Annotated in this window: 23 protein-coding genes, 1 other RNA gene and 1 other annotated feature; of the genes, 14 read left to right on the forward strand and 10 right to left on the reverse strand. The window is 52.6% G+C overall.

Annotation, left to right across the window (positions count from 1 at the left end):
* The first annotated feature begins 2 nt into the window (after window positions 1–2).
* The 13 genes from infC (at window position 3) to PMPD1_RS10525 (ending at window position 10,953) form a co-directional block, all read left to right on the forward strand.
* The gene (infC, locus tag PMPD1_RS10465) at window positions 3–554 is read left to right on the forward strand and encodes a translation initiation factor IF-3 (RefSeq protein ID WP_173636185.1); all 552 of its coding nucleotides are present in this window, start codon (window positions 3–5) and stop codon (window positions 552–554) included.
* Between the two features lie 95 nt (window positions 555–649).
* Window positions 650–847, forward strand: coding sequence for a 50S ribosomal protein L35 (gene rpmI, locus PMPD1_RS10470; RefSeq protein ID WP_006118955.1), 198 nt, complete (start codon window positions 650–652; stop codon window positions 845–847).
* A gap of 92 nt (window positions 848–939) precedes the next feature.
* A complete protein-coding gene (gene rplT / locus PMPD1_RS10475; RefSeq protein WP_038626360.1) occupies window positions 940–1,296 on the forward strand; it encodes a 50S ribosomal protein L20 in 357 nt (118 codons plus the stop codon).
* Window positions 1,297–1,412: 116 nt separating this feature from the next.
* Window positions 1,413–1,538 (forward strand) — a sequence feature (Phe leader region).
* A complete protein-coding gene (pheM, locus tag PMPD1_RS10480; protein WP_170870447.1) occupies window positions 1,418–1,462 on the forward strand; it encodes a pheST operon leader peptide PheM in 45 nt (14 codons plus the stop codon). Its footprint overlaps the feature before it by 45 nt.
* Before the next feature lie 97 nt (window positions 1,539–1,635).
* Window positions 1,636–2,619: a phenylalanine--tRNA ligase subunit alpha gene (pheS, locus tag PMPD1_RS10485; protein ID WP_173633983.1), complete on the forward strand. Its 984-nt coding sequence runs from the start codon at window positions 1,636–1,638 to the stop codon at window positions 2,617–2,619.
* Window positions 2,620–2,634: 15 nt separating this feature from the next.
* A complete protein-coding gene (pheT, locus tag PMPD1_RS10490; RefSeq protein WP_173633984.1) occupies window positions 2,635–5,022 on the forward strand; it encodes a phenylalanine--tRNA ligase subunit beta in 2,388 nt (795 codons plus the stop codon).
* A 4-nt stretch (window positions 5,023–5,026) separates the two neighbouring features.
* The gene (gene ihfA, locus PMPD1_RS10495) at window positions 5,027–5,326 is read left to right on the forward strand and encodes an integration host factor subunit alpha (protein ID WP_173633985.1); all 300 of its coding nucleotides are present in this window, start codon (window positions 5,027–5,029) and stop codon (window positions 5,324–5,326) included.
* A 114-nt stretch (window positions 5,327–5,440) separates the two neighbouring features.
* On the forward strand, window positions 5,441–6,424 hold the full coding sequence (gene btuC / locus PMPD1_RS10500; protein WP_173633986.1) for a vitamin B12 ABC transporter permease BtuC: 984 nt from the start codon (window positions 5,441–5,443) through the stop codon (window positions 6,422–6,424).
* Between the two features lie 39 nt (window positions 6,425–6,463).
* Complete coding sequence (locus PMPD1_RS10505) at window positions 6,464–7,009, forward strand: glutathione peroxidase (protein WP_354292855.1); 546 nt, start codon at window positions 6,464–6,466, stop codon at window positions 7,007–7,009.
* Entirely contained in the window at window positions 7,010–7,759 is a 750-nt protein-coding gene (gene btuD / locus PMPD1_RS10510) for a vitamin B12 ABC transporter ATP-binding protein BtuD (protein ID WP_173633987.1), read from the forward strand. It begins immediately after the preceding gene.
* Between the two features lie 81 nt (window positions 7,760–7,840).
* On the forward strand, window positions 7,841–8,299 hold the full coding sequence (locus PMPD1_RS10515) for a C40 family peptidase (protein ID WP_173633988.1): 459 nt from the start codon (window positions 7,841–7,843) through the stop codon (window positions 8,297–8,299).
* A gap of 341 nt (window positions 8,300–8,640) precedes the next feature.
* Window positions 8,641–9,381, forward strand: coding sequence for an EAL domain-containing protein (locus PMPD1_RS10520; protein WP_173633989.1), 741 nt, complete (start codon window positions 8,641–8,643; stop codon window positions 9,379–9,381).
* A gap of 132 nt (window positions 9,382–9,513) precedes the next feature.
* Window positions 9,514–10,953: a protein adenylyltransferase SelO gene (locus PMPD1_RS10525; protein ID WP_173633990.1), complete on the forward strand. Its 1,440-nt coding sequence runs from the start codon at window positions 9,514–9,516 to the stop codon at window positions 10,951–10,953.
* Here the strand turns inward: PMPD1_RS10525 and PMPD1_RS10530 are convergent.
* The 8 genes from PMPD1_RS10530 to ppsR form a co-directional block, all read right to left on the reverse strand.
* Window positions 10,950–11,726 (reverse strand): heme ABC transporter ATP-binding protein, encoded by a 777-nt coding sequence (locus PMPD1_RS10530; protein ID WP_173633991.1) that lies wholly within the window; start codon window positions 11,724–11,726, stop codon window positions 10,950–10,952. The genes PMPD1_RS10525 and PMPD1_RS10530 overlap by 4 nt on opposite strands.
* Window positions 11,723–12,721, reverse strand: coding sequence for a FecCD family ABC transporter permease (locus PMPD1_RS10535; protein WP_173633992.1), 999 nt, complete (start codon window positions 12,719–12,721; stop codon window positions 11,723–11,725). Before PMPD1_RS10535 ends, PMPD1_RS10530 begins: the two co-directional genes overlap by 4 nt.
* A complete protein-coding gene (locus PMPD1_RS10540) occupies window positions 12,718–13,536 on the reverse strand; it encodes a heme/hemin ABC transporter substrate-binding protein (RefSeq protein ID WP_173633993.1) in 819 nt (272 codons plus the stop codon). The genes PMPD1_RS10535 and PMPD1_RS10540 overlap by 4 nt, the downstream gene beginning before the upstream one ends.
* Window positions 13,533–14,564, reverse strand: coding sequence for a hemin-degrading factor (locus tag PMPD1_RS10545; protein WP_173633994.1), 1,032 nt, complete (start codon window positions 14,562–14,564; stop codon window positions 13,533–13,535). The genes PMPD1_RS10540 and PMPD1_RS10545 overlap by 4 nt, the downstream gene beginning before the upstream one ends.
* A gap of 46 nt (window positions 14,565–14,610) precedes the next feature.
* Complete coding sequence (locus PMPD1_RS10550; RefSeq protein ID WP_173633995.1) at window positions 14,611–16,626, reverse strand: TonB-dependent hemoglobin/transferrin/lactoferrin family receptor; 2,016 nt, start codon at window positions 16,624–16,626, stop codon at window positions 14,611–14,613.
* Window positions 16,627–16,766: 140 nt separating this feature from the next.
* The gene (gene hemP / locus PMPD1_RS10555; RefSeq protein ID WP_173633996.1) at window positions 16,767–16,934 is read right to left on the reverse strand and encodes a hemin uptake protein HemP; all 168 of its coding nucleotides are present in this window, start codon (window positions 16,932–16,934) and stop codon (window positions 16,767–16,769) included.
* Between the two features lie 172 nt (window positions 16,935–17,106).
* On the reverse strand, window positions 17,107–18,153 hold the full coding sequence (locus PMPD1_RS10560) for a 3-deoxy-7-phosphoheptulonate synthase (RefSeq protein ID WP_173633997.1): 1,047 nt from the start codon (window positions 18,151–18,153) through the stop codon (window positions 17,107–17,109).
* Window positions 18,154–18,271: 118 nt separating this feature from the next.
* Complete coding sequence (gene ppsR, locus PMPD1_RS10565; protein ID WP_173633998.1) at window positions 18,272–19,105, reverse strand: posphoenolpyruvate synthetase regulatory kinase/phosphorylase PpsR; 834 nt, start codon at window positions 19,103–19,105, stop codon at window positions 18,272–18,274.
* A 490-nt stretch (window positions 19,106–19,595) separates the two neighbouring features.
* Here ppsR and ppsA point away from each other — a divergent pair, with 490 nt between their 5' ends.
* Window positions 19,596–21,971, forward strand: a complete 2,376-nt coding sequence (ppsA, locus tag PMPD1_RS10570) for a phosphoenolpyruvate synthase (protein ID WP_173633999.1) — start codon at window positions 19,596–19,598, stop codon at window positions 21,969–21,971.
* A gap of 111 nt (window positions 21,972–22,082) precedes the next feature.
* On the opposite strand, the gene rprA is transcribed toward ppsA, so the two are convergent.
* Both rprA and ydiK read right to left on the reverse strand, forming a co-directional pair.
* Window positions 22,083–22,192: antisense sRNA RprA (gene rprA, locus PMPD1_RS10575), an RNA gene on the reverse strand.
* A gap of 251 nt (window positions 22,193–22,443) precedes the next feature.
* A complete protein-coding gene (gene ydiK, locus PMPD1_RS10580; protein ID WP_173634000.1) occupies window positions 22,444–23,571 on the reverse strand; it encodes an AI-2E family transporter YdiK in 1,128 nt (375 codons plus the stop codon).
* Between the last annotated feature and the right edge of the window lie 3 nt (window positions 23,572–23,574).

Raw genomic sequence — 23,574 nt, forward strand, 5'->3', positions numbered from 1 at the left:
GTATTAAAGGCGGAAAACGAGTTCAACCGACGCGTCCCAATCGTATTAACGGTGAAATCCGTGCTACCGAGGTGCGTCTGACAGGCGTCGAAGGCGAGCAGCTTGGTATTGTTACTTTACGCGAAGCTATTGAAAAAGCTGAAGAAGCTGGTGTTGATTTAGTAGAAATCAGCCCTAACGCCGAACCGCCTGTATGCCGGATTATGGATTACGGCAAGTTCCTCTACGAAAAAAGCAAATCTTCTAAGGAACAGAAGAAGAAGCAAAAAGTTATCCAGGTTAAGGAAATTAAATTCCGTCCTGGTACCGATGATGGCGACTATCAGGTCAAACTACGCAACCTGATTCGCTTTCTGGAAGATGGCGATAAAGCCAAAATCACGCTGCGTTTTCGCGGTCGTGAAATGGCGCACCAGCAGATCGGTATGGAAGTGCTTAATCGCGTCCGTAAAGATCTGTGTGAAGATCTGGATTTGGCCATTGTCGAATCCTTCCCTTCGAAGATCGAAGGCCGCCAGATGATCATGGTGCTCGCTCCTAAGAAGAAACAGTAGGTTTCCAAGTAATCACTCCGCATGGCCTTGTGCGATGCGGCGTGTTTCACCTGTCTGATTCATTTGATTAACAATGCGAAGTGGATATTTTTTAAATGCCAAAGATTAAAACTGTACGTGGCGCGGCTAAGCGCTTCAAGAAGACCGCTTCTGGCGGCTTCAAGCGTAAGCACGCAAACCTGCGTCATATTCTGACCAAAAAATCAACTAAGCGTAAACGTCACCTGCGTCCGAAGGGCATGGTGTCTAAAGGCGATCTGGGCTTGGTAGTAGCCTGCCTGCCGTACGCATAAGTTAATTTTTTTCGCCCGGTTCGCGTTTCCGTTGCGGCTTTGCCGTGGAACGTGGAAGGGCACCAATCAGAATATAAAACAGGAGAGCTCACATGGCTCGCGTAAAACGTGGTGTAATTGCTCGCGCACGTCACAAAAAAATCTTAAAACAGGCTAAAGGCTACTACGGTGCACGTTCTCGTGTTTACCGCGTTGCTTTCCAGGCCGTTATCAAAGCTGGTCAGTATGCTTACCGCGACCGTCGTCAACGTAAGCGTCAGTTCCGTCAACTGTGGATTGCGCGTATCAACGCTGCAGCCCGTCAGAACGGTATTTCTTACAGCCGTTTCATCAATGGCCTGAAAAAGGCTTCGATCGAAATCGACCGTAAGATTCTGGCTGACATCGCCGTTTTCGACAAAGTGGCATTCTCTGCCCTGGTAGAAAAAGCGAAATCAGCACTGGCGTAAGTCAGGCGAAAGAGGGAGCTTTGCTCCCTCTTTTGTTCTATAACCATCTGCAAAATATTGACTTTTTGGGCCACGCGAAGTTCAATATAGGCGTTAAGCATAGCCATAAGGTAACGCAAGCATGCACGCTGCTCTTTTCCGTTTCTTTTTTTACTTTAGCACCTGAAATTCGGGGGCTTTTGCGCATAAGAAAAGAAACGAAAAATCGCGCCGAAAGCCTCCCTCGTGGAGGCTTTTTTATTTTTATACCTTTTGAAGGATGACGGGTATAGCGACAGAACACCCGGACTTCTGTCCCAATAAATCAGACCAGCCATGCGGGCTGGAAGAAGAGGAAACATGCCACATCTCGCTGAACTGGTGACCAGTGCCACGGCGGCTATTGATCAAGCCAGCGACGTTGCCGCGTTAGACTTGGTGCGCGTCGAGTATTTGGGTAAGAAAGGCCATCTGACCCTTCAGATGAATACACTACGCGACTTACCGGCGGAAGAGCGTCCGGCAGCAGGCGCGGTAATTAACCAGGCGAAACAGCAAGTCCAGGAAGCGTTGAATGCGCGTAAAGAGGCGCTGGAGTCTGCGGTGCTGAACGCACGTCTGGCAGCCGAGACGATTGACGTTTCTCTGCCGGGGCGGCGGGTAGAAAATGGTGGCCTGCATCCGGTCACCCGCACTATTGATCGGATTGAAACCTTTTTCGGAGAGTTAGGTTTCGCGGTCGCGACCGGGCCGGAAATTGAAGATGATTACCATAACTTTGATGCGCTGAATATTCCGGGCCATCACCCGGCGCGTGCCGATCACGACACGTTCTGGTTTGACGCCACACGCCTGTTGCGTACCCAAACCTCCGGCGTCCAGATTCGTACCATGAAAAACCAACAGCCGCCGATTCGTATCATCGCGCCGGGCCGTGTCTATCGTAACGATTACGATCAGACCCACACGCCGATGTTCCATCAGATGGAAGGGCTGATTGTCGATAAAAATATCAGTTTCACCAATCTGAAAGGCACGTTGCACGACTTCTTGCGTAACTTCTTTGAAGAGGATTTACAAATTCGTTTCCGTCCCTCCTATTTTCCGTTTACTGAACCTTCCGCAGAAGTGGACGTCATGGGTAAAAACGGTAAATGGCTGGAAGTGTTGGGCTGCGGCATGGTGCATCCGAACGTACTGCGCAATGTTGGTATCGATCCTGAAATCTATTCTGGTTTTGCGTTTGGCATGGGCATGGAGCGTTTAACGATGCTGCGCTATGGCGTGACCGATCTCCGCGCATTTTTCGAAAATGATTTACGTTTCCTCAAACAGTTTAAATAAGGGCAGGTTTGACCAATGAAATTCAGTGAACTCTGGTTACGCGAATGGGTAAACCCCGCCATTGACAGTGAAGCGTTATCTGAACAAATCACCATGGCTGGCCTGGAGGTTGACGGCGTTGATGCGGTGGCCGGTGCGTTCCACGGCGTGGTGGTGGGTGAAGTGGTCGAGTGCGGTCAACATCCGAACGCCGATAAATTGCGTGTGACAAAAGTTAATGTCGGCGGCGAGCGCCTGTTGGATATCGTTTGCGGCGCGCCGAATTGTCGTCAGGGGTTAAAGGTGGCGGTGGCCACGGTGGGCGCAGTGTTGCCGGGGGATTTTAAAATTAAAGCCGCCAAACTGCGTGGCGAACCGTCAGAAGGAATGCTGTGCTCCTTTTCTGAACTGGGTATTTCCGACGATCACAGCGGTATCATTGAGTTACCTGCAGATGCGCCAATCGGTGTCGATATTCGTGACTATCTGCAGTTGAACGATAACACCATTGAAATCAGCGTAACGCCTAACCGTGCTGACTGTTTAGGCATTCTTGGCGTGGCGCGTGACGTGGCGGTGTTGAATAAGCTGCCGTTGAACCAGCCCGAGATTGCGCCGGTGGCGGCAACGATTGCTGATACTTTCCCGATCCGTGTTGATGCAACCGAAGCCTGCCCACGTTATTTAGGGCGTGTGGTGAAAGGTATCAACGTCAAAGCAGCCACACCGTTATGGATGAAAGAGAAACTGCGCCGTTGCGGCATTCGTTCCATCGACCCGGTGGTGGATATCACCAACTATGTGCTGCTTGAACTCGGCCAGCCGATGCACGCGTTTGATCTCGACCGTCTTGATGGCGGCATCGTGGTGCGGATGGCGGAAGAGGGTGAAACCCTGACGCTGCTGGATGGGACCGAAGCAAAACTGAATAACGATACGTTAGTGATTGCCGATCATCATAAAGCATTGGCGATGGGCGGCATTTTCGGCGGCGAGCATTCCGGGGTGAATGCGGATACGCAAAACGTCCTGTTTGAGTGTGCTTTCTTTAATCCTCTGTCAATTACCGGTCGCGCACGCCGTCACGGTTTGCATACTGATGCTTCGCACCGCTACGAGCGCGGCGTTGATCCGGCGTTGCAATATCAAGCAATGGAACGGGCGACAGGTCTATTGCTGGCTATCTGTGGCGGCGATGCAGGCCCAGTGATTGATGTGACCAATCAGGCCACATTGCCACCGCGTGTCACCATCACCTTACGCCGTGAAAAACTGGATCGCTTAATCGGCCACGCGATCGCCGATGATGAAGTGACCGATATTCTGCAGCGTTTAGGGTGCGACGTTACCGTGGGCGATAACCAGTGGCAGGCGGTAGCGCCAGGCTGGCGTTTTGATATGGCAATTGAAGAGGATTTGGTAGAAGAAGTTGCCCGTATCTATGGTTACAACAACATTCCTGATGTACCGGTTCAGGCGAGTTTGGTGATGACACAGCACCGTGAGGCGAACTTAGCGCTGAAGCGGGTAAAAGCGATGCTGGTGGATAAAGGCTATCAGGAAGCGATCACTTACAGCTTCGTCGATCCGAAAGTGCAGGCGTTGCTGCATCCGGGTGAAGAAAACCTGCTGCTGCCAAGCCCGATCTCGGTTGAGATGTCGGCAATGCGCCTCTCGCTTTGGAGCGGTCTGCTCTCGGCGGTGGTATACAACCAGAATCGTCAGCAAGGTCGCGTGCGTCTGTTTGAATCAGGTCTACGTTTTGTACCCGATACCCAAGCCAATCTGGGCATTCGTCAGGATCTGATGCTGGCGGGCGTGCTGAGCGGTAACCGTTATGAAGAGCATTGGGATCTGGCTCGCCAGACGGTTGACTTCTATGATTTAAAAGGCGATCTGGAATCGGTTCTTGAACTTACCGGGAAACTGGAGGCAATTGAGTTCCGCGCCGAAGCGCATTCTGCTCTTCATCCGGGCCAAAGCGCAGCGATTTATTTGCGTGGTGAACGAATCGGATTTATCGGAGTGGTGCATCCTGAGCTGGAACGTAAACTCTCATTAAACGGTCGCACCTTAGTCTTTGAACTGCTTTGGGATAAGCTCGCAGACCGCGTATTGCCTGCAGCGCGCGAGATTTCACGCTTCCCGGCGAACCGCCGAGATATTGCCGTTGTGGTCGCTGAAAATGTGCCTGCAGCGGATATTATCGCCGAGTGTAAGAAAGTTGGCGTAAATCAGGTAGTTGGCGTAAACTTATTTGACGTGTATCGTGGGAAGGGTGTAAATGAGGGTTATAAGAGTCTTGCTATTAGCCTGACGTTACAAGATACCCATCGAACACTTGAAGAAGATGAGATTGCTGCAACCGTCGCCAAATGTGTTGCGGCGTTAAAAGAGCGATTCCAGGCAACCTTGAGGGATTGAACCTATGGCGCTTACAAAAGCTGAGATGTCAGAATACCTGTTTGAAAAGCTAGGGCTGAGCAAACGGGATGCCAAAGAGCTGGTTGAGCTGTTTTTTGAAGAGGTTAGACGTGCTTTAGAAAACGGTGAGCAGGTGAAGCTGTCTGGGTTTGGCAACTTTGACCTTCGCGATAAAAATCAACGTCCGGGGCGTAACCCGAAAACAGGCGAAGATATTCCGATTACGGCACGCCGTGTGGTGACGTTCCGCCCCGGCCAAAAACTGAAAAGCCGGGTTGAAAACGCGTCACCTAAAGCCGAGTAATTTCAGTGACACAAAAGGCCGCATTTTGCGGCCTTTTCCTTTTCAGCTGAGACTTTCTTTTTTCCTTATAGTCACTACAATCAAATCTCTGTTTTCATTGGTAAAGCATCTTTCATGTCTCTGTTCCCCGAACTAGCACATCGCGCGCGGCGGCACGCAACGGCTTGGCTATGGGCGCTGTGCATCACCACGCTCATGGTTGCTGTGATTAGCTTATGCGCCGGAGAACGCTGGATTCTGCCAACGCAATGGTTTAATCCGCAAGACCAACTCTTTGTCTGGCAGTTACGCTTGCCGCGTACCCTGGCGGTCTTGTTGGTTGGCGCCTCGCTGGCGGTGGCCGGAACCGTCATGCAGGCGCTGTTTGAAAACCCGTTAGCCGAACCGGGGTTGCTTGGCGTATCTAATGGCGCCGGGGTCGGGCTAGTGTTATGCGTGCTACTGGGTAACGGGCAACTGTGGGAATTAAGTCTGGCAGCGATGGCCGGTGCGCTGGTGATCACGGTGATTTTGCTGCGTTTTGCCTGGCGCCATTTATCCACTAGCCGTCTCTTACTGGCCGGGGTCGCGCTGGGCATCATTTGTAGCGCGATAATGACATGGGCAGTCTATTTCAGTTCAAATCTGGATCTACGCCAGTTGATGTATTGGATGATGGGCGGCTTTAGCGGCATTGACTGGCACGCCCGATGGTTAATGTTGGCGCTGGTGCCGGTGTTAGGGTGGTTAATCGCGCAATCAAGCGTACTTAATCTATTGGCGTTGGGAGAGGCTCCGGCGCGCCAGCTCGGTTTGTCGCTACGGTTATGGCGTAATGTATTGGTGGTGGCAATGGGCTGGCTGGTTGGCGTCAGCGTGGCGTTGGCCGGTGCGATTGGGTTTGTTGGGTTGGTTATTCCGCATTTATTGCGTCTGAGTGGTCTGACCGATCATCGCATACTGTTGCCAGCCAGCGCCTTGGCAGGCGGCTGTGTCTTACTGGCTGCGGATATTGTCGCACGGCTGGCGCTGACCGCCGCTGAACTGCCAATCGGCGTGGTGACCGCCACGCTTGGGGCGCCGGTTTTTATTTGGTTGTTACGCTATTCTCGTCGCTAGCCAATGCTGGCAACACTCACTTAGCTACAGGAAATCCGTATGAGCATTTACGATACAGAACTGGTCACGTTGGATGGCGAAAGTACCACGCTGGGGCAATGGAAGGGCGAGGTATTACTGGTGGTAAACGTCGCCTCGAAATGTGGTCTAACGCCGCAATATGAGCAACTGGAAAATTTACAAAAGGCCTGGCATGACAAAGGGTTTAACGTACTCGGCTTTCCGTGTAACGCTTTCCTGGAGCAGGAACCGGGTACTAATGAAGAAATTAAAACCTTCTGTAGTACGACGTATGGCGTGACCTTCCCGATGTTCAGCAAGATCGAGGTGAATGGCGAACACCGGCATCCACTGTATGCCCAGTTGGTCGCGGCACAACCCACCGCCGTGACGCCGGAAGGCAGTGGTTTTCTGGAGCGTATGACTAGCAAGGGGCGAGCACCGAAGCAGACCGGCGATATTCTGTGGAACTTTGAAAAATTCCTGATTGATCGTCAGGGAAATGTTGTGCAGCGTTTTTCACCGGATATGACGCCGGACGATCCGCAAGTGCTGGAAAGTATCAAGCAAGCGCTGGCTAAATAAATGTTGTTAGAGATTGAGCGCGCGGCGGTATCCGGTAGGTTATCGCCTTTCTCCGCCTGCGTTAGCGCAGGGGAACGGATTCATCTTCTTGGGCCAAATGGTGCCGGGAAGAGCAGCCTGCTGGCGCGCTTATCCGGCCTGTTACCGGGCGTTGGGCGCGTTCAGTTTCTTGGACAACCGCTGGAGAACTGGAGTGGAAAACAGTTGGCGCGTTTACGCGCCTGGTTACCACAACAACAGCCGCCATTGGGCCAGATGGCCGTATTTCACTATTTACAACTGCATCTGGTGGATGAGGCGCCTCAAGATGAGTCTACGCTGCAGACCATCCTGCATTGCTTACAACTGAAAGATAAACTTTCTCGTCGGCTGACTCATCTTTCTGGCGGTGAATGGCAGCGCGTACGGTTAGCGGCAGCGTTGCTGCAAATTGGCAGCGGGCCGGTAGCAAAAGGGAAGTTGTTGCTGCTTGACGAACCGATGAGCGGATTAGATGTGGCGCAGCAGGCGGCGGTGGATGATCTGCTGGCGCCGCTTAGCGCCAATGGGGTGGCGGTGATCATGAGCGGGCATGACCTGAACCATAGTCTGCATCAGGCACAGCGCGTGTGGTTGATGAAAGCCGGGCAGGTGGTGGCACAAGGCGCAGTAGAAGAGGTAATGCAGCCCGAGCTGCTTCAGCAGGTTTATGAGGTTCCCTTCCGCAAACTGTGCGTTGAGGGGCATAATATGCTGACAGTCTGGCGGTAATCCTCCGATCTGGTTGTCAGAATGCCTGATTTCCCGCTACAGTAAATCCGGTTCCGCTTAATTATTAAAGGATTGTATGCGATGCGCATCGGGCTACTGTTATTGATTATCGTCCTTGCTGGCTGTAGCAGCCATGCGCCGCCACCGAATGGGCGATTATCAGACTCGATTACCGTTATTGCACAACTGAACGAACAACTGGGCCAATGGCGCGGGACACCTTATCGTTATGGCGGTATGAGCCGTGGCGGGGTTGATTGTTCCGGCTTTGTCTATCTCACCTTCCGCGACCGTTTTAATCTTCAATTACCGCGCACTACCGAAGCCCAAACCGATATTGGTACTCGAATCGATAAAGATGAACTGCTGCCAGGCGATTTGGTCTTTTTCAAAACCGGCGGCGGTGAAAATGGTCTGCATGTCGGGATTTATGATACTGATAATCAGTTTATTCATGCTTCAACCAGCCAGGGCGTCATTCGCTCATCGCTGGATAACGTTTACTGGCGGAAGACGTTTTGGCAGGCCCGCAGAATTTAACTACCCAGAGAAGTCCAGGCGGATAACTACCTCAAAGCGGTAAACACTGCCGCTGTTTTTTTCAATGCCGCCGCCGATTACTTAAATAAATTTATCATTTCGCGCTTAATCACAATGTGGTTTTTGCTTCATTGTTGCGTATGGCGTGAAACGTACCACACAGCCTGGCGGATGAAACTGATTAGAGGAGATAATATTGGTTATCGGATAAACCTTAGGAGGTATTATTTGAAAAGAATTGTCAGCATCCGGTCATTTATCGTCTGGTGACGAGGGGCTATTGATTGTCATATTTTGTTGTTATAGGATGCTTAAAGTGCCGCTTATTAATGGCTGAAAAAATGAAAACCCATTTTGTTGCTGATTATCAAAGTCACACAGCCTTTAATCCCGTTTATTCGCCCCATGGTCATCTTATTGCCGTTGATTTGATATCGGAATTTTCGCACCCGGCGGCGTTGGTAGCGGTTTCGCAAGAAATAGCCTTACTGCAATGGGATGCGGAACAGCACCTGGCAACGCTACAAAGCCAAATTAATACTATTGAGAAGCATCACGATTTTTTTAAGCGCCACGCCGTGCCGGCAGTGCTTAGCATCACGGAACATATGGCGGCGGCGATTTTGCAAAGTGAATTCTTGTTGCACAGAATGCAACAACTCGGCTGTCTTGAATTGGGTATTAATGAAAACTTTACTGATTTTAAATTAGGAAAAGAAAATCCGATCTTATTGGCATTAAGCGAACAGTTTAATCTAACGCTGAACAATTTCGGCTCCGGTTACGCACCCGCGAAAGCGGTGTATGATAATTTATTTAGCCGGGTTAAACTTGATAAATCCTTTGTTTACCAAAATAGTAAACGAGCCTCTTTTATACCCTTTATGCAGGCGGTGAGTGATAATGTCGCGCCTCATTGCCGTCAACTTATCGTGCAGGGCGTTGATGAGCTTTCTCTGTTAGAGAACATCACCGATCTCCATTTCGCCGGGATTCAGGGGGCGCTTTTCCCGCCAGTGCCGGAAGCCTCACTGTCGCTATTAATAAATCCGCCCAATGGGTTATCCGGCGGACATTGTTAAATACCCCTGCTGCGGGTGTCTGTTTATTTCTCCAATAGCGGCTTACACTAAAAAAACTGTGACGATGAATCAGAGATTTTATCGTTTGATGGCTATTGGAAATTGCCTCAGTGCGTTTCTTAAGGAGGCAACATGCAGTTTAACAACAGTTGGTTTAACGAGCTGCCAGGCTTCTATACGCCGCTGACACCCACACCGTTAAAAAACCCTCGTCTGCTGTACCACAGTGCCGAACTGGCACGTGAATTAGGGCTGGATGAACAATGGTTTACCCAGGCTAAAACTGCCGTTTGGGGCGGTGCTGAGCTTCTGCCCGGTATGCAGCCGCTGGCGCAGGTGTACAGCGGTCATCAGTTTGGCGTTTGGGCCGGACAATTAGGTGATGGGCGCGGTATTTTACTGGGAGAGCAGCAGTTACCGGATGGGCGGAAGTTTGACTGGCATCTTAAGGGCGCCGGTTTAACACCCTATTCACGCATGGGCGATGGTCGCGCAGTATTACGCTCCACCATTCGTGAGTTTCTGGCTTCAGAAGCGCTGCATCATCTGAATATTCCGACCTCACGTGCGCTCACTATCGTCACCAGCGACGAACCGGTTTACCGCGAAACTACCGAGCGGGGCGCCATGCTGCTGCGCGTTGCCGAAAGCCACGTTCGTTTCGGTCATTTCGAGCACTTTTTTTACACCGGTCAGCAGGAACAAGTGAAACAGCTCGCCGATTATGTCATTCGCCATCACTGGCCTGAGCTGGTTGATGCGGAGGAGGGCTATCGCTTGTGGTTAACCGATGTGGTACAGCGCACCGCACGGCTGATCGCCCACTGGCAAAGTGTGGGCTTTGCCCACGGTGTAATGAATACCGATAATATGTCGATCTTGGGGCTTACGCTTGATTTTGGGCCATATGGGTTCCTTGATGATTATCAGCCGGGGTTTATTTGCAACCATTCCGACTACCAGGGGCGCTACGCGTTTGATAACCAACCGGTGGTGGGTTTATGGAACCTGAACCGCCTGGCTCACGCGCTCTCAGGCCTGATGACGACTGACCAGTTAAAGCAGGCGCTAAGTGAATATGAGCCGACGTTGATGAAAGCCTGGGGAGAGAAAATGCGTGCCAAACTGGGCTTCCTGACGCCAGAAGCAGAAGACAATACCATTCTGACCGATTTACTGGCGCTAATGGCGCAGGAGGGCAGCGATTATACCCGGACTTTCCGTTTGCTGAGTCACACCGAACAGCGCCAGGCGCAATCCCCGCTACGCGACGAGTTTATCGATCGCGCGGCGTTTGACCGTTGGTATAGCGTATATCAGCAGCGCTTATTACGTGAAGAACGCAGCGACACCGAACGGCAACGTGTCATGTTATCGGTCAATCCGGCGGTGATTTTGCGCAATTATCTCGCGCAGCAGGCGATTGAACTGGCTGAACAAGATGATATTAGCGCGCTGACCCGCTTGCATCAGGCGCTATCGCGTCCGTTTGATGATGCGCCTGAGTTTGCGGATTTGATGAAACGCCCGCCGGATTGGGGGAAACGCCTCGAAGTGAGCTGCTCCAGCTAACGGCGCAACATCACCTGTGGCAGGGTATCGGTCGCGTGGCGATAGACCTGCAGATCGGCTCGATACCAACGGGTTAGCGTTGCTTCGGTGAGCACCTCGTTTGGCGTACCATCGGCAACCAATTTGCCTTGATGCAACAGCAACAATCGGTCAGACCAGAGTGCGGCCAGGTTAAGGTCGTGCAGCACGCAACACACCGTTAACGCGGTTTCCCGGGTTAACCGATGAAGCTGGCGTAGAGTGTGTTGCTGGTGGTAAAGATCGAGCGCGGATGTCGGTTCATCAAGAAATAGCCAGCCCTGTGGGCCATCTTCGCGCCACAGTTGGGCCAGCGCCCGGGCTAATTGTACGCGTTGCTGCTCGCCGCCGGAAAGTTGGCGATAGTCGCGCTGCGCCAGGCTGGCGCAATCGGTTAATGCCATGACTTCATCAACCACTTGGGCAATGTGTGATGACCAGGGCGCACGACCTAGTGCCACCATTTCCCGCACCGAGAGTGAAAAGGCAACCTGAGTTTGCTGACGCATCACCGCGCGTTGACGCGCCAATTGCTCACGCGGCCACGCGTCGATAGCGCGTCCGTTAAGCAAGCATTGACCGGCTGATGGCGGCAGGTAACCGGTTAACAACCGTAAGAGCGTCGATTTTCCGGCGCCGTTAGGGCCGATTAAGGCCACCATATTGCCACGGGTGAACCGCAAGGAGACATCATCAATAATTTGGCGTCCGCCGCGGCAATAGCTGAGATGTTCGGCACATAACACTTCGCTCATGGTTGCGCCTCCCGACGACGTAAAATAAGCCACAGAAACCACGGCCCGCCGAGCAGGCTGGTGAGCAGACCGACCGGCATTTCCGCCGGTGCAACTACCGTGCGCGCCAGCGTATCAGCCAGCAGCAGCAGGGTTGCGCCCGCCAGTAATGTGCCGGGCAACAGCCAACGATGATCGGTGCTGAGGCACATGCGCATCAGGTGCGGAACCACCAGCCCGATAAAACCAATTACGCCGGATACCGCCACCGCGGCGGCAACCAGCAACGCGCTGGCGACCAGTAAAATGCGTTGTGTACGGCGCACATCAACGCCGAGGTAATGCGCCTCTTCCTCACCCAGTTGTAGCAGATTAAGCCGCGTCGCCAGGCGCTGTACCACCAGCGCGGTTGGCACGATCAGTAGTGCGCAGGCGAGCACCGTTGACCATTGCGCTTGCCCCAGACTACCCATTCCCCATAATGAAAGTTGGCGCAACTGCTGGTCGTTTGCGACCCATGAAAGCACGCCAACCGCCGAGCCGCATAACGCATTGATTGCGATACCGACCAGCAATAAACGGCCCATTGCGCCATGGCCGATACGGCTAAGTAAAAAAATCACTATTGTCACCGCCAGGCTGCCGAGGAAGGCGGCCAGCATTGGTAGCCATAGGGAGAGGGCGGACGGAAGCGCAACAGGTACAACGATCGCCAGAGCAACCGCCAACGCTGCGCCGCTGCTGATACCTAACAATCCCGGATCGGCCAGCGGATTGCGGAACACGCCCTGCATCACCGCGCCGGAGGCCGCCAGCGCCGCGCCAACCAGCACCGCCAGCAATACCCGTGGCAAGCGGATATTCCACCAGATTTGCCACAACGTATCGTCAAACGACGCTTGCCATAACATCGGCAGAGATAAATGCATCGCACCGACATTGGCTGCCAGTAACGTTAAGCTGACTAACACCACCACCATGGCGACTAACCAGCGAAGTGGGACGGCGGTATTCATGGCGCGATGGCCTCCGCCACTTTCCGCAGCTTGGCAAGCGCGGACGGCGTATCAATGCCAAACCCGAGCAACGCCATATCATCAATCACTAACAATTGTTGATGGATCCCGGCAGGTGTCATTGCAAGTCCAGGTAATTTCCAGAGATTCTGCTCACCGCCAAGCGTATTCAGCCCGTCGGCGGACACCACTACTAATTGCGGAGCGCTGGCGATGACACCTTCTTGCGTCAGCGATTGATAACGCGGCGAGTCGCCAAAGGCATTTATCAGGCCAACACTTTTGATTGCCGCATCGGCAGCGGTCTGATTACCGGCGCCCAGTGCGTTCATCCCGCTGTGCGCCATAATAAACAACACCTTTACCGGTAAAGGCGAACGTGGAATTGCCGCCAACTGTGTGGTCATGGCATCACGTAGCGTTTTTCCCTGCTCTTCGCGGTGTAGCGCGTGGGCGATGGTGGCGATCTTTTCATTGATGGCTTCGGATTGTGTCGCGCCGGTAACGGTGATGACGCGTACCCCGGCCTGTTCGACTTGTTGCAGGGCCAGCGAGGGCTTGGCCTGCGCGCTGGTGAGAACCAGGCTGGGCTTCATCGCCAAAATGCCCTCGGCATTCAGTTGGCGCATATACCCAACGTCTGGCAGATGGGTCGCCAGCGCCGGTTGAAGACTGGTACTGTCGCGTGCGACCAACGTTTGTTGTGCGTCCAGCGCGTAGATAATTTGCGTAACGTCACCGCCAATCGACACGATGCGCTCTGTTGCCAGCGCCGAAAGCGGCAGGGCGATCATGGCTGCCAACCAACGCTTCATGCCGCCGCTCCTTCTGCCGCCAGCGTTGCAAGCTGCTCGCGCCACACGTTTTGTTCAGCTTCACCTTCGGTGCGTTGTCCATAAAGTTGCGCAATTTGCGTTCCGTCAACGGCAAACAGTTCCAGGCTAGTGACCATGCCGTTTGCCGTCGGTTTACGGGTGATCCAACTTTCCGCAATGGTGTTTTCCTGGAGATGAAGCGTAAAGGTACGATTAAACACATTGACCCAATGCTCAATTGGCCGCCAGCTTTCAATTTTACCGGTGAAAATTTGTACACAGCCGCGATTACCGACGAAAATCATAATTTCGTTACCCTGTGTCTGAGCGCTGGTCAGCACTTGACGCAATGCTTGGTTGTCTACCTGGTACGCCAGTTCATCGGAAACGGCGCGAAACGCCTGTTGACGGCTAATATTATGCTGCTTCAGTAAGCGAAAAAATTGGTGAACATCGGTCATCGCGCGCCACTGCTGTTCGATCTGAGCGTGATCTGGCGCGTCGTTATACGCAGGCGACGTTATTTTCGCCAGGTTCAGCGAGGGCGCGCTGGCGAGCGTGAAGGTTTCGATTAGCTTTTGCCAAGCGGTGAGATCGCTCTGTTCGGTGGCATACACTTTCAGCACCGCATCACCGTATGTATCGAAAAACTGAATGCTATGACGCTCACCGCGTGCGGTTTGCTCATTTAAGGCAAACACACTGTTCCATTGCCCGGGAAACAGACGTAAATCGAGCGCGCGTGGATTTAATACCAGCCCGGCGTGGTTGCTAAGGTGCAGATTTTGATAGCACCCAACCTGTTCATGCACCGCGTATTCGTTACGCGTAATGGATTTTGTTTCACCTACGGTTTCCAGCGCGGTTAACAGTGCCGCCACTTCCAGACGTAGCGGCCGGGCATCCACGCCGACGCGGGCCAGGGTAAGTTCTGCTTCACTCAACCCCATTTCCTGCGCCAAATCGCGCGCATATTTGCCAGGCGAGGCCATTTTTAACGCGGTGTAGCGTGAATAAATCGCATTCATTCTCTCTTCCTTATTGTTTTACGCCCACGACAAATGGGCGTGATTATTACCATTGATAACTAACAAACACTTTGCCGTTCACGCCGTCCTGCGGAATGCCCTGCGGCGAGTAATACTGTTTATCAAACGCATTGCCCAATACCAGCGTCGTGGTCACACCTTTTAGCTGTTGTTGCCCTTTATAGCGTAGATAGAAATCACTCACCGCATAACCCGGCTGGCGAGCATACTGACTGCTGATATGCGTAGAACGGTCGGCGAAAGTGCCCACCCAGCCCACCGAAAAACCGCTTTGCGCGAGAGGTACATCCAACGCACTGGTTACCGTGTCCGGATTAAGACTGGAGATCCATTCACCGCTGTTACGGTCACGTCCGCGGGTGCGGTTATAGGCCAGGTTGAGGCTAACATTGTCGGTTGCATATTTCATGGCCGCGTCCCAGCCCCATATTTTGGCGTCCGGAACGTTGTAAGATTGCGTGGTGGCGGCAGGGAAATCGACGCTGGTGGAAATGTAATCTTTGGCGTTGGTGTCAAAATAGCTGCCTTTGAACTCCAGCGCGTCGTGGGCGAACAGCAAATCATCAAACCGCAGGCCAAAACCGGCTTCGCGGGTATTGTTCGTTTCAGGACGCAAGTTGGGGTTTGGCACCCAGCGATTGGTATAAGACGGGCCAGTGGAGAAGTGCACATCATCGTTATACATTTCTCCCATGGTGGGCGCACGGAAGGCCTGAGCATAAGAGCCAAACAGCATCAGCCAGTCGGTTGGGGAAACGGATAAAGCAGCGCGGGAGGACCATTTATCCGCGTCAACATCAGCATAGCCATCACTGCTGCCGCTGTAATTATCATAACGGGTTCCCAACACCAGCGAGGCGGGGACATCGCGTAGCGTAATTTCATCCTGTAACCATCCGGACGCGAAATCAATGCTGGCGTGCGGAAAACCGGTTGCGGCGCCGGAAGGGGCCTGCTGTTGTCGATAGTATTCGCCTCCGTAGGTGAACAAGTGAGAAGCAAAACTCTCGGCAAACAGGCGGCTACGGTTTTCCAGTTTTACCCCTTTGGTGGTTTGTTCGCGGTACTGATCGGCGGTTTGGCGCGTATCGGCATTAATTCTGACTTCTGACCAATAAACCGTCGCATCGGCATTAAGCCAGGCGCTATCCGCTGGCGCGAGATGGTAGCCAAACTGTGCATCACGTTGGATGGTTGATCGGTTGGTCATTGTGTTGCTATGGCTATCTGGCTGAACACTTTGTGGGTTCAGCGGTTCTTGCGCCCGGTTATTGTAATAACGCAGGCTACCTTTTAATGATTGCGCCTCATCCAGTTTCCAACTGCCTTTCGCCATCAGATTGTTGATATTTTCGTCATTCGGCGCATCGTCACCGCTGCTTTGCCGTATATCGCCACGATCGCGGGTACTCCAGGAGAGCACGCCATCCAAATTATCTGAGCGCCCAAAGGCGCTGGCGCCAAAGCCAAGGCTATGATCGCCGGTCGCGGCGCTACCGAATACGCGATAACCGCTGGTTTGTCCGGCCTCTAACAGATCGGCGGCATCAACGGTTTCATACGACACCACGCCACCCAATGCGCCGCTGCCATACAGTAAGGCTGACGGGCCGCGCACGACTTCGATGCGTTTGATCAGCGCCGGATCAACAAATACGCTATTGAGATGCCCGGTGTCCGTGCCCTGGCGAATGCCATCAACCAGCGTTAATACCCCACGGCGATCGTAACCGCGCATTAAAATATCCTGACCGTTGGTGCGCCCGGTACCGTCGAGCGTAATGCCGGGCACGCCACGCAGCATATCCGCCGCCGACGCGGCAGTGGTTGATTGTGGTGAGCCACCGTCCACCACGGAAACCATCATTGGCGCCTCAAAGGCGCTGCGTTGATTGCCGGTCGCGATAACCGTCATTTGATCGGCAGGGTCAGAAGTCGTACTGGTGTTAGCGGTAGCAGCCTGCGTATAAACCGGTAGCACGCAAGCAATGGCCAGTGTTAAGCGCGAGAGGCGCAAACCAGCTCCAGGTTGGTAAAACATGAGGTCAACGCTCCATTATCGTATTGGATTAAGGAGGGCTGGCTGCCTGGGCGGAGTGCCTGGGTGGCTGGCGAAGTTATTGTATTTTACGCGCGAACGAGGCTTCGCAAAGATCGCCTGGTTTTACGGTGCGCATAGGTTTACTTGGTCAGAATCAGTTTTCCGGCCTGCGTCTGGCGTAGCACGTAATGTTGGCCCTGATGCAGGATAACGACACGGCCTTCAGAACCCAGTAACAGTTTGCTGTCTATCTGGCGGAAAGAGGCCGGATGCGTGGCAGCGGCAAGAGGTGCGGGATGCTTGTCCATAAGAATTAACCTGATTGCAAATGTTAATTGTTTTCATATTGATAATCATTATCAACAAATGTAACTAAGACGCAAGAATAAAATGCGTTGCAGACGGGAAAAGCGAAGAGAGTAGGCAGGATGGTGAACCGGAGCGCCAGCCGGGATAGCTCGCGCTCCGTAAATCACGAGGTCAGAAACGGCTATCGACGGCATCCGCCAATAGGGCAAGCACCGCTTCGCTATCATCCCAACCCAGACAGGGGTCGGTAATCGATTGTCCGTAGACCAATGGTTGACCTGCCACCACTTTTTGCGTGCCTTCCTCAAGGAAGCTTTCAATCATGACGCCGGCAATGGCGGATGCGCCATCGCGAATTTGCTGTGCGACCGATTCGGCAACGTCGCGTTGGCGGCGATGTTGTTTCAGGCAGTTACCGTGGCTGAAATCGATCACTAATTGCTCTGGCAACCCAAACTCGCGCAGACTCGCCGCCGCAGCAGCGATATCATCGGGATGATAATTGGGGGTTTTCCCGCCGCGCATAATAATGTGACCAGAAGGGTTACCGCTGGTCTGGTAAATCGTCATTTGCCCGTATTTATCCGGCGACAAAAACATATGGCTGGCGCGCGCCGCGCGGATGGCATCTACCGCGATTCGGGTATTACCATCGGTACCGTTTTTAAAGCCAACCGGGCAGGAGAGCGCCGAGGCCATCTCGCGATGGATTTGGCTTTCAGTGGTACGCGCGCCAATGGCGCCCCAACTGATTAAGTCGGCAATAAACTGACCCACGACCATATCAAGGAATTCCGTCGCGGTTGGCATCCCGAGAGCGTTAATTTCCAGCAACAGTTTGCGCGCCACATCAAGCCCGTGATTCACACGGAAGCTACCATCTAAATCCGGATCGGAGATCAGACCTTTCCAACCAACGACAGTACGCGGCTTTTCGAAGTAGGTGCGCATCACAATTTCCAGCCGGAACTGATAGGTGGTACGCAGCGCATTCAGGCGGCGTGCATACTCGACCGCCGCCTTAGGATCGTGCAATGAGCACGGCCCGATGACCACCAATAAACGTTTATCTTCGCCAGACAGGATGCGGGCGATACGTTTTCGTGACGCGGTCACGTTTTCAATGATGGCTGGCGTGATGGGATGTTTTTCCGCTAATTCGGCAGGCGTTATCAGGCTCTCGATGCGCGCGGTCCGCAGTTCATCTGTTTTGTTCATGGGATTCTCTAAACTGTCTATCTTCGCTGCGGTGGAAGTACCGGGAAGTGATGGCGATCACAATAAACCAATCAACGGCAAATTCAACCCAAACACGCACAAATCAGGGTGATAAAGCCTAATACATTCTTCGATTCAGCCCCATAATATCGAGAATTTTCGTCGCAATTTCTTCTACCGAATAATTCGTACTGTTGAGGTAGCGGATCTGATTAGTACGGAACAGCGCTTCAACTTCACCGACTTCAAGCCGACACTGGCGCAGCGAAGCGTAACGCGTGTTTTCAGCGCGCTCCTGACGAATGGCGGCGAGGCGTTCGGGATCGATGGTTAAGCCAAACAGCTTATGTTGGTACGGGCGCAATGCCGGCGGCAGTTTTAGGTTGTCCATATCATCGGCAATAAAGGGATAGTTGGCGGCCCGCACGCCAAATTGCATTGCCAGATAGAGGCTGGTGGGGGTTTTACCACAGCGTGAAACACCGAGCAGAATCACCTGTGCCGCGTCTAAACCGCGCAAAGAGATGCCATCATCGTGCGCCAGGGTGTAATCAATCGCGGCGATACGCGCATCATATTTCCCCAGATTACTGGCGGTCAGACCATGCGCCCGGTGTGCGACCGGCGCGGGTGCCATGCCCAGTTCACTTTGTAATGGGGCGACCAACGCTTGAACAATGTCTTGGCAGAAACCTTCACTTTGCAAAATGATCTCTCGCACGTCGGGCGTGACGATGGAGAAGAACACCAGTGGTCGTAAGCCGCTTTTCTGATGCAAGGCATTGATTTGTGCTTTTACCGCCTGTGCCCGTTGTACATTTTCGACAAACGGTAGGGTGACACTGTTGGTATTAACCGGAAATTGCGACATTACCGCGTGCCCGAGAACTTCAGCGGTAATGGCGGTACCGTCAGAAATATAAAAAACGCTTCTTTCGCCCGTTACGTCCATTTTATCTCCTGTAGGGAATGAAGGGGGGTAATGCTGCCAGATAGCATCAACAAATAACGGTTATACAGAATAAGTTCAATAGACGCGGATTGGCGCACATTTTGAATTGTTTATTTTTAATCAGAATAAACTGAAAAGTAAGCAGATAACTAAATGAAATGCCGTTTCTTTTTTGTTGACCTTGATTATAGACCTCGCGGCAATATTTCGGCGGACAATTTTGCAGAATATGTTGCGCAACGATTATTTGGCTAAAAACGATATTTTTTATTTTTAACGTTATTTTTCAATCTGTTGATAATTTTTGTCATGTTGCGCAACACGCGGCTTTTGCGCGGAGTTTTCTTAAAATACCCATTTTTGCGTGCTTGAACGATTCACCACTTTCTCATTCTCAAATGAATGTGCCAAGCTTAAAGCGCGTTACGCGTTATAAGCATGTTTGACCGTTTCCTTGTGACTCACATTAAATCTTAAAAGGATTGTTTCAATGTCCAATAAAGGCGAACTGCCGCTAGTGCTCTGGTACGACCAGCTCGGCATGAATGATGTTGATCGGGTGGGAGGCAAAAACGCTTCCCTCGGTGAAATGATTACTAATTTGTCCTCATTGGGTGTCTCGGTGCCTAATGGTTTTGCGACTACCGCAGATGCGTTCAATCAATTTCTCGATCAAAGCGGCGTGAATCAGCGTATCTATGATTTGCTGGACAAGACCGATATTGATGATGTTGATGAACTGGCGAAAGCCGGTAAGCAAATTCGCCAATGGATTGTGGATACCCCGTTTCAGGCGGCGCTGGAAGAGGCGATTCGCGATGCTTACCAGCAACTCTCTGCCGACGATGCGGAAGCATCGTTTGCGGTTCGCTCCTCGGCCACGGCAGAAGATATGCCTGATGCTTCGTTTGCTGGTCAGCAGGAAACCTTTTTAAATGTACAGGGCGTGGATGCGGTGATGGTGGCGGTGAAACACGTCTACGCCTCGCTGTTTAATGATCGCGCCATCTCTTACCGTGTTCATCAGGGCTACGACCATCGCGGCGTCGCGCTTTCCGCCGGGGTTCAGCGGATGGTACGTTCCGATCTGGCTTCATCCGGCGTAATGTTCACCATTGATACCGAATCGGGCTTTGACCAGGTGGTGTTTATCACCGCGGCATTAGGCTTGGGCGAAATGGTGGTGCAGGGCGCGGTAAACCCGGATGAGTTTTATGTGCATAAACCCACCTTGCTGGCTAACCGACCGGCGATTGTACGCCGTAACATGGGCTCGAAAAAAATCCGCATGATTTATGCCGATTCGCAAGCGCATGGCGAGCAGGTCACCATTGAAGACGTGCCGGCGGAGCAGCGCGATCGTTTCTGCTTAACCGATGATGAAGTGCAGGCATTGGCACGCCAGGCGATTGAGATTGAAAAGCACTATAAGCGCCCAATGGATATTGAATGGGCGAAGGATGGCCATACCGGCAAGTTATTTATTGTGCAGGCCCGTCCGGAAACCGTGCGCTCAAATGGGCAGGTGATGGAGCGTTATACTCTCCAGGGCAAAGGCGATGTGGTGGTGGAAGGCCGCGCTATTGGTCATCGCATCGGCGCCGGGGAAGTGAAGGTGATCCACGATATTGGTGAAATGAACCGCATCCAGAAGGGTGACGTGCTGGTAACCGATATGACCGACCCGGATTGGGAACCGATCATGAAGAAAGCGTCAGCGATTGTGACCAACCGCGGCGGACGCACCTGTCATGCGGCGATTATTGCGCGTGAGTTGGGGATACCGGCGGTGGTCGGATGCGGCGATGCAACCGAACGCCTGAAAGATGGACACAAGGTCACCGTCTCTTGCGCCGAAGGCGATACCGGCTACGTGTATAACGATTTGCTGGACTTTGAGGTGAAGAGTTCGCAGATTGATGAAATGCCCGCGCTGCCGTTAAAAATCATGATGAACGTCGGCAACCCCGATCGTGCTTTTGACTTTGCCTGCTTGCCGAATGAAGGCGTTGGGCTGGCGCGCCTGGAATTTATCATCAACCGCATGATTGGCGTGCACCCGAAGGCGCTGCTGGAGTTTGATTCACAAACGCCAGAGTTGCAGCAGCAAATTCGTGAACTGATGAAAGGTTTCGACGATCCGGTTGAGTTTTATATTGCGCGATTAACCGAAGGTATCGCCACCCTCGGGGCGGCATTTGCGCCAAAACGTGTGATTGTGCGTTTGTCGGACTTTAAAACCAATGAATACGCTAACCTGGTTGGTGGCGAGCGTTATGAACCCGAAGAAGAGAATCCGATGCTCGGCTTCCGTGGCGCCGGTCGTTATGTTGCCGATAGCTTCCGTGATTGTTTCGCCCTGGAGTGTGAGGCGGTGAAGCGGGTGCGTAATGAGATGGGGTTAACCAACGTCGAAATTATGATCCCGTTTGTACGCACCGTGGCGCAGGCTAAAGCGGTGGTCGACGAGCTCGCGCGCCAAGGGCTGAAGCGCGGTGAAAACGGACTGAAAGTCATTATGATGTGCGAAATTCCGTCCAATGCGCTACTGGCGGAACAATTCCTTGAACATTTTGACGGTTTCTCGATTGGGTCGAATGACATGACGCAATTAGCGTTAGGGCTCGATCGCGACTCTGGGGTGGTTTCCGAGCTATTCGATGAGCGCAATGATGCCGTCAAAGCGCTACTGTCGATGGCGATCCGCGCCGCGAAGAAACAAGGGAAATACGTGGGAATTTGTGGTCAAGGGCCTTCAGACCATGAAGATTTCGCCGCGTGGCTGATGGAGGAGGGGATCGATAGCCTTTCCCTGAACCCGGATACCGTAGTGCAGACGTGGCTGAGTTTGGCCGAAATTAAATAATTCACCTTATACAGCAGGGCGCGACACACCGCGCCCTGTTTGCATCCGCGATACCGTAATCCAATCCTTGTCATCCCGGACTTTTCGTCGCCGACTACGCCATCCACCAGACAAAAAAAAAGCCCATCACATGGGATGGGCAAAGACTACACACAGCAATTCTTCACTTTACTCAGGGGGAAAAGGTTGTTTTAAAATCAGGGGGTTGATCTCAAACATGTGCTTCATACTATTCAGCTATCTTAAGGACGTCTTTAAGAATCCTCTTATTAGTTTAAAGTCGGTAATCTTTTGTGACAGCCGAAGCAGAATAATAACGGTGAAACTGTCTTTAAAATAATCGATAAATGGCGTAATCGGCTGTGAGTCACCGAAAGAAGAGGTTACTGGTAAAAAAAATTAATGGAATTTTTTGCAGAAGTGACAGAGTGATTTTTACCGGCCTGCGAGGCCGCAGACCGGTAAACCTGGATTAATGCGATTGCTTTTCCGCTACGACGTGTTCCGCAGCGTCAAGTTCCTCGACCACCTCTTCCGGATCTTCATCCGGTGCCGGAGCTTCGTGGACCCATACCGAAACCAGACGGTAGGAGACGGCAAGCACCACCGGGCCGATAAACAGACCAATCATCCCGAATGCAATGAGGCCGCCAATAACGCCGGACAGTATCAATATCATCGGCAAATCGGCACCCATACGAATGAGCATTGGGCGTAGTACGTTATCCAGCGTTCCGACCACGCAACTCCAAATCAGCAGCACCGTGCCCCAGGTTGTATCACCGCTCCAGTAGAGCCAGATAATCGCCGGAACCAGCACCAACAGCGGACCGAGTTGCGCCAGACAGCATAAAATCATCAGCACGGTTAACAGCGTGGCGTAAGGAATACCGGAAATGGCCAGGCCGATTCCGCCCAGAACGCCCTGAACCAACGCGGTAACCACCACACCTAATGCGACGGCGCGAATCGCTTGCCCCGCCAGTAGAACGGCCGCATCGCCACGTCGTGAGGCTAACCGATAGGCAAAATGGCGGATACCGTTGCCAACCTGCTCACCGCGCCAGTAGAGCAGCACGCTAAATAACAACATCAAGCCAAGATGCATTAAAAAGCGACCAAAATGTCCGGCCTGTGCAACAAAAAAGCCCGTTGTGCGACCCACATACGGTTGTACTTTGCTCATCAGCGCCGCACCGCCGCCGGCCACCAGTTTATGGTAGCTGGCATAGGCCTTTTCGCCGATCATTGGAATATCGTTCAGCCAGGTTAACTGCGGCAACTGCATATGACCAGAGGTCACCCAAGCGATAACCGGTGCGCTGTTTTCCAGCAGGCTATTAACCAGCAGTGCGATGGGGATGATGAACAGTAACAGCAGTATCAGCGTCATGGCGATCACCGCCAACGAACGGCGCCCCCATAGCCATGACTGGAGTTTGATCATCAACGGCCAAGTGGCAATTACCACCATACTGGCCCAGGCAAAACCGAGGATAAACGGTTGAACCACCCAAAAACACGCGACAATCATGATGGTGATGAACATCAGAGAGAAAAGCATTTGTGGTAAGTCCATACCACGTTGCAGGTTTTTCATACG

It is taken from the genome of Paramixta manurensis (assembly GCF_013285385.1).
Classification (GTDB): domain Bacteria; phylum Pseudomonadota; class Gammaproteobacteria; order Enterobacterales; family Enterobacteriaceae; genus Paramixta; species Paramixta manurensis.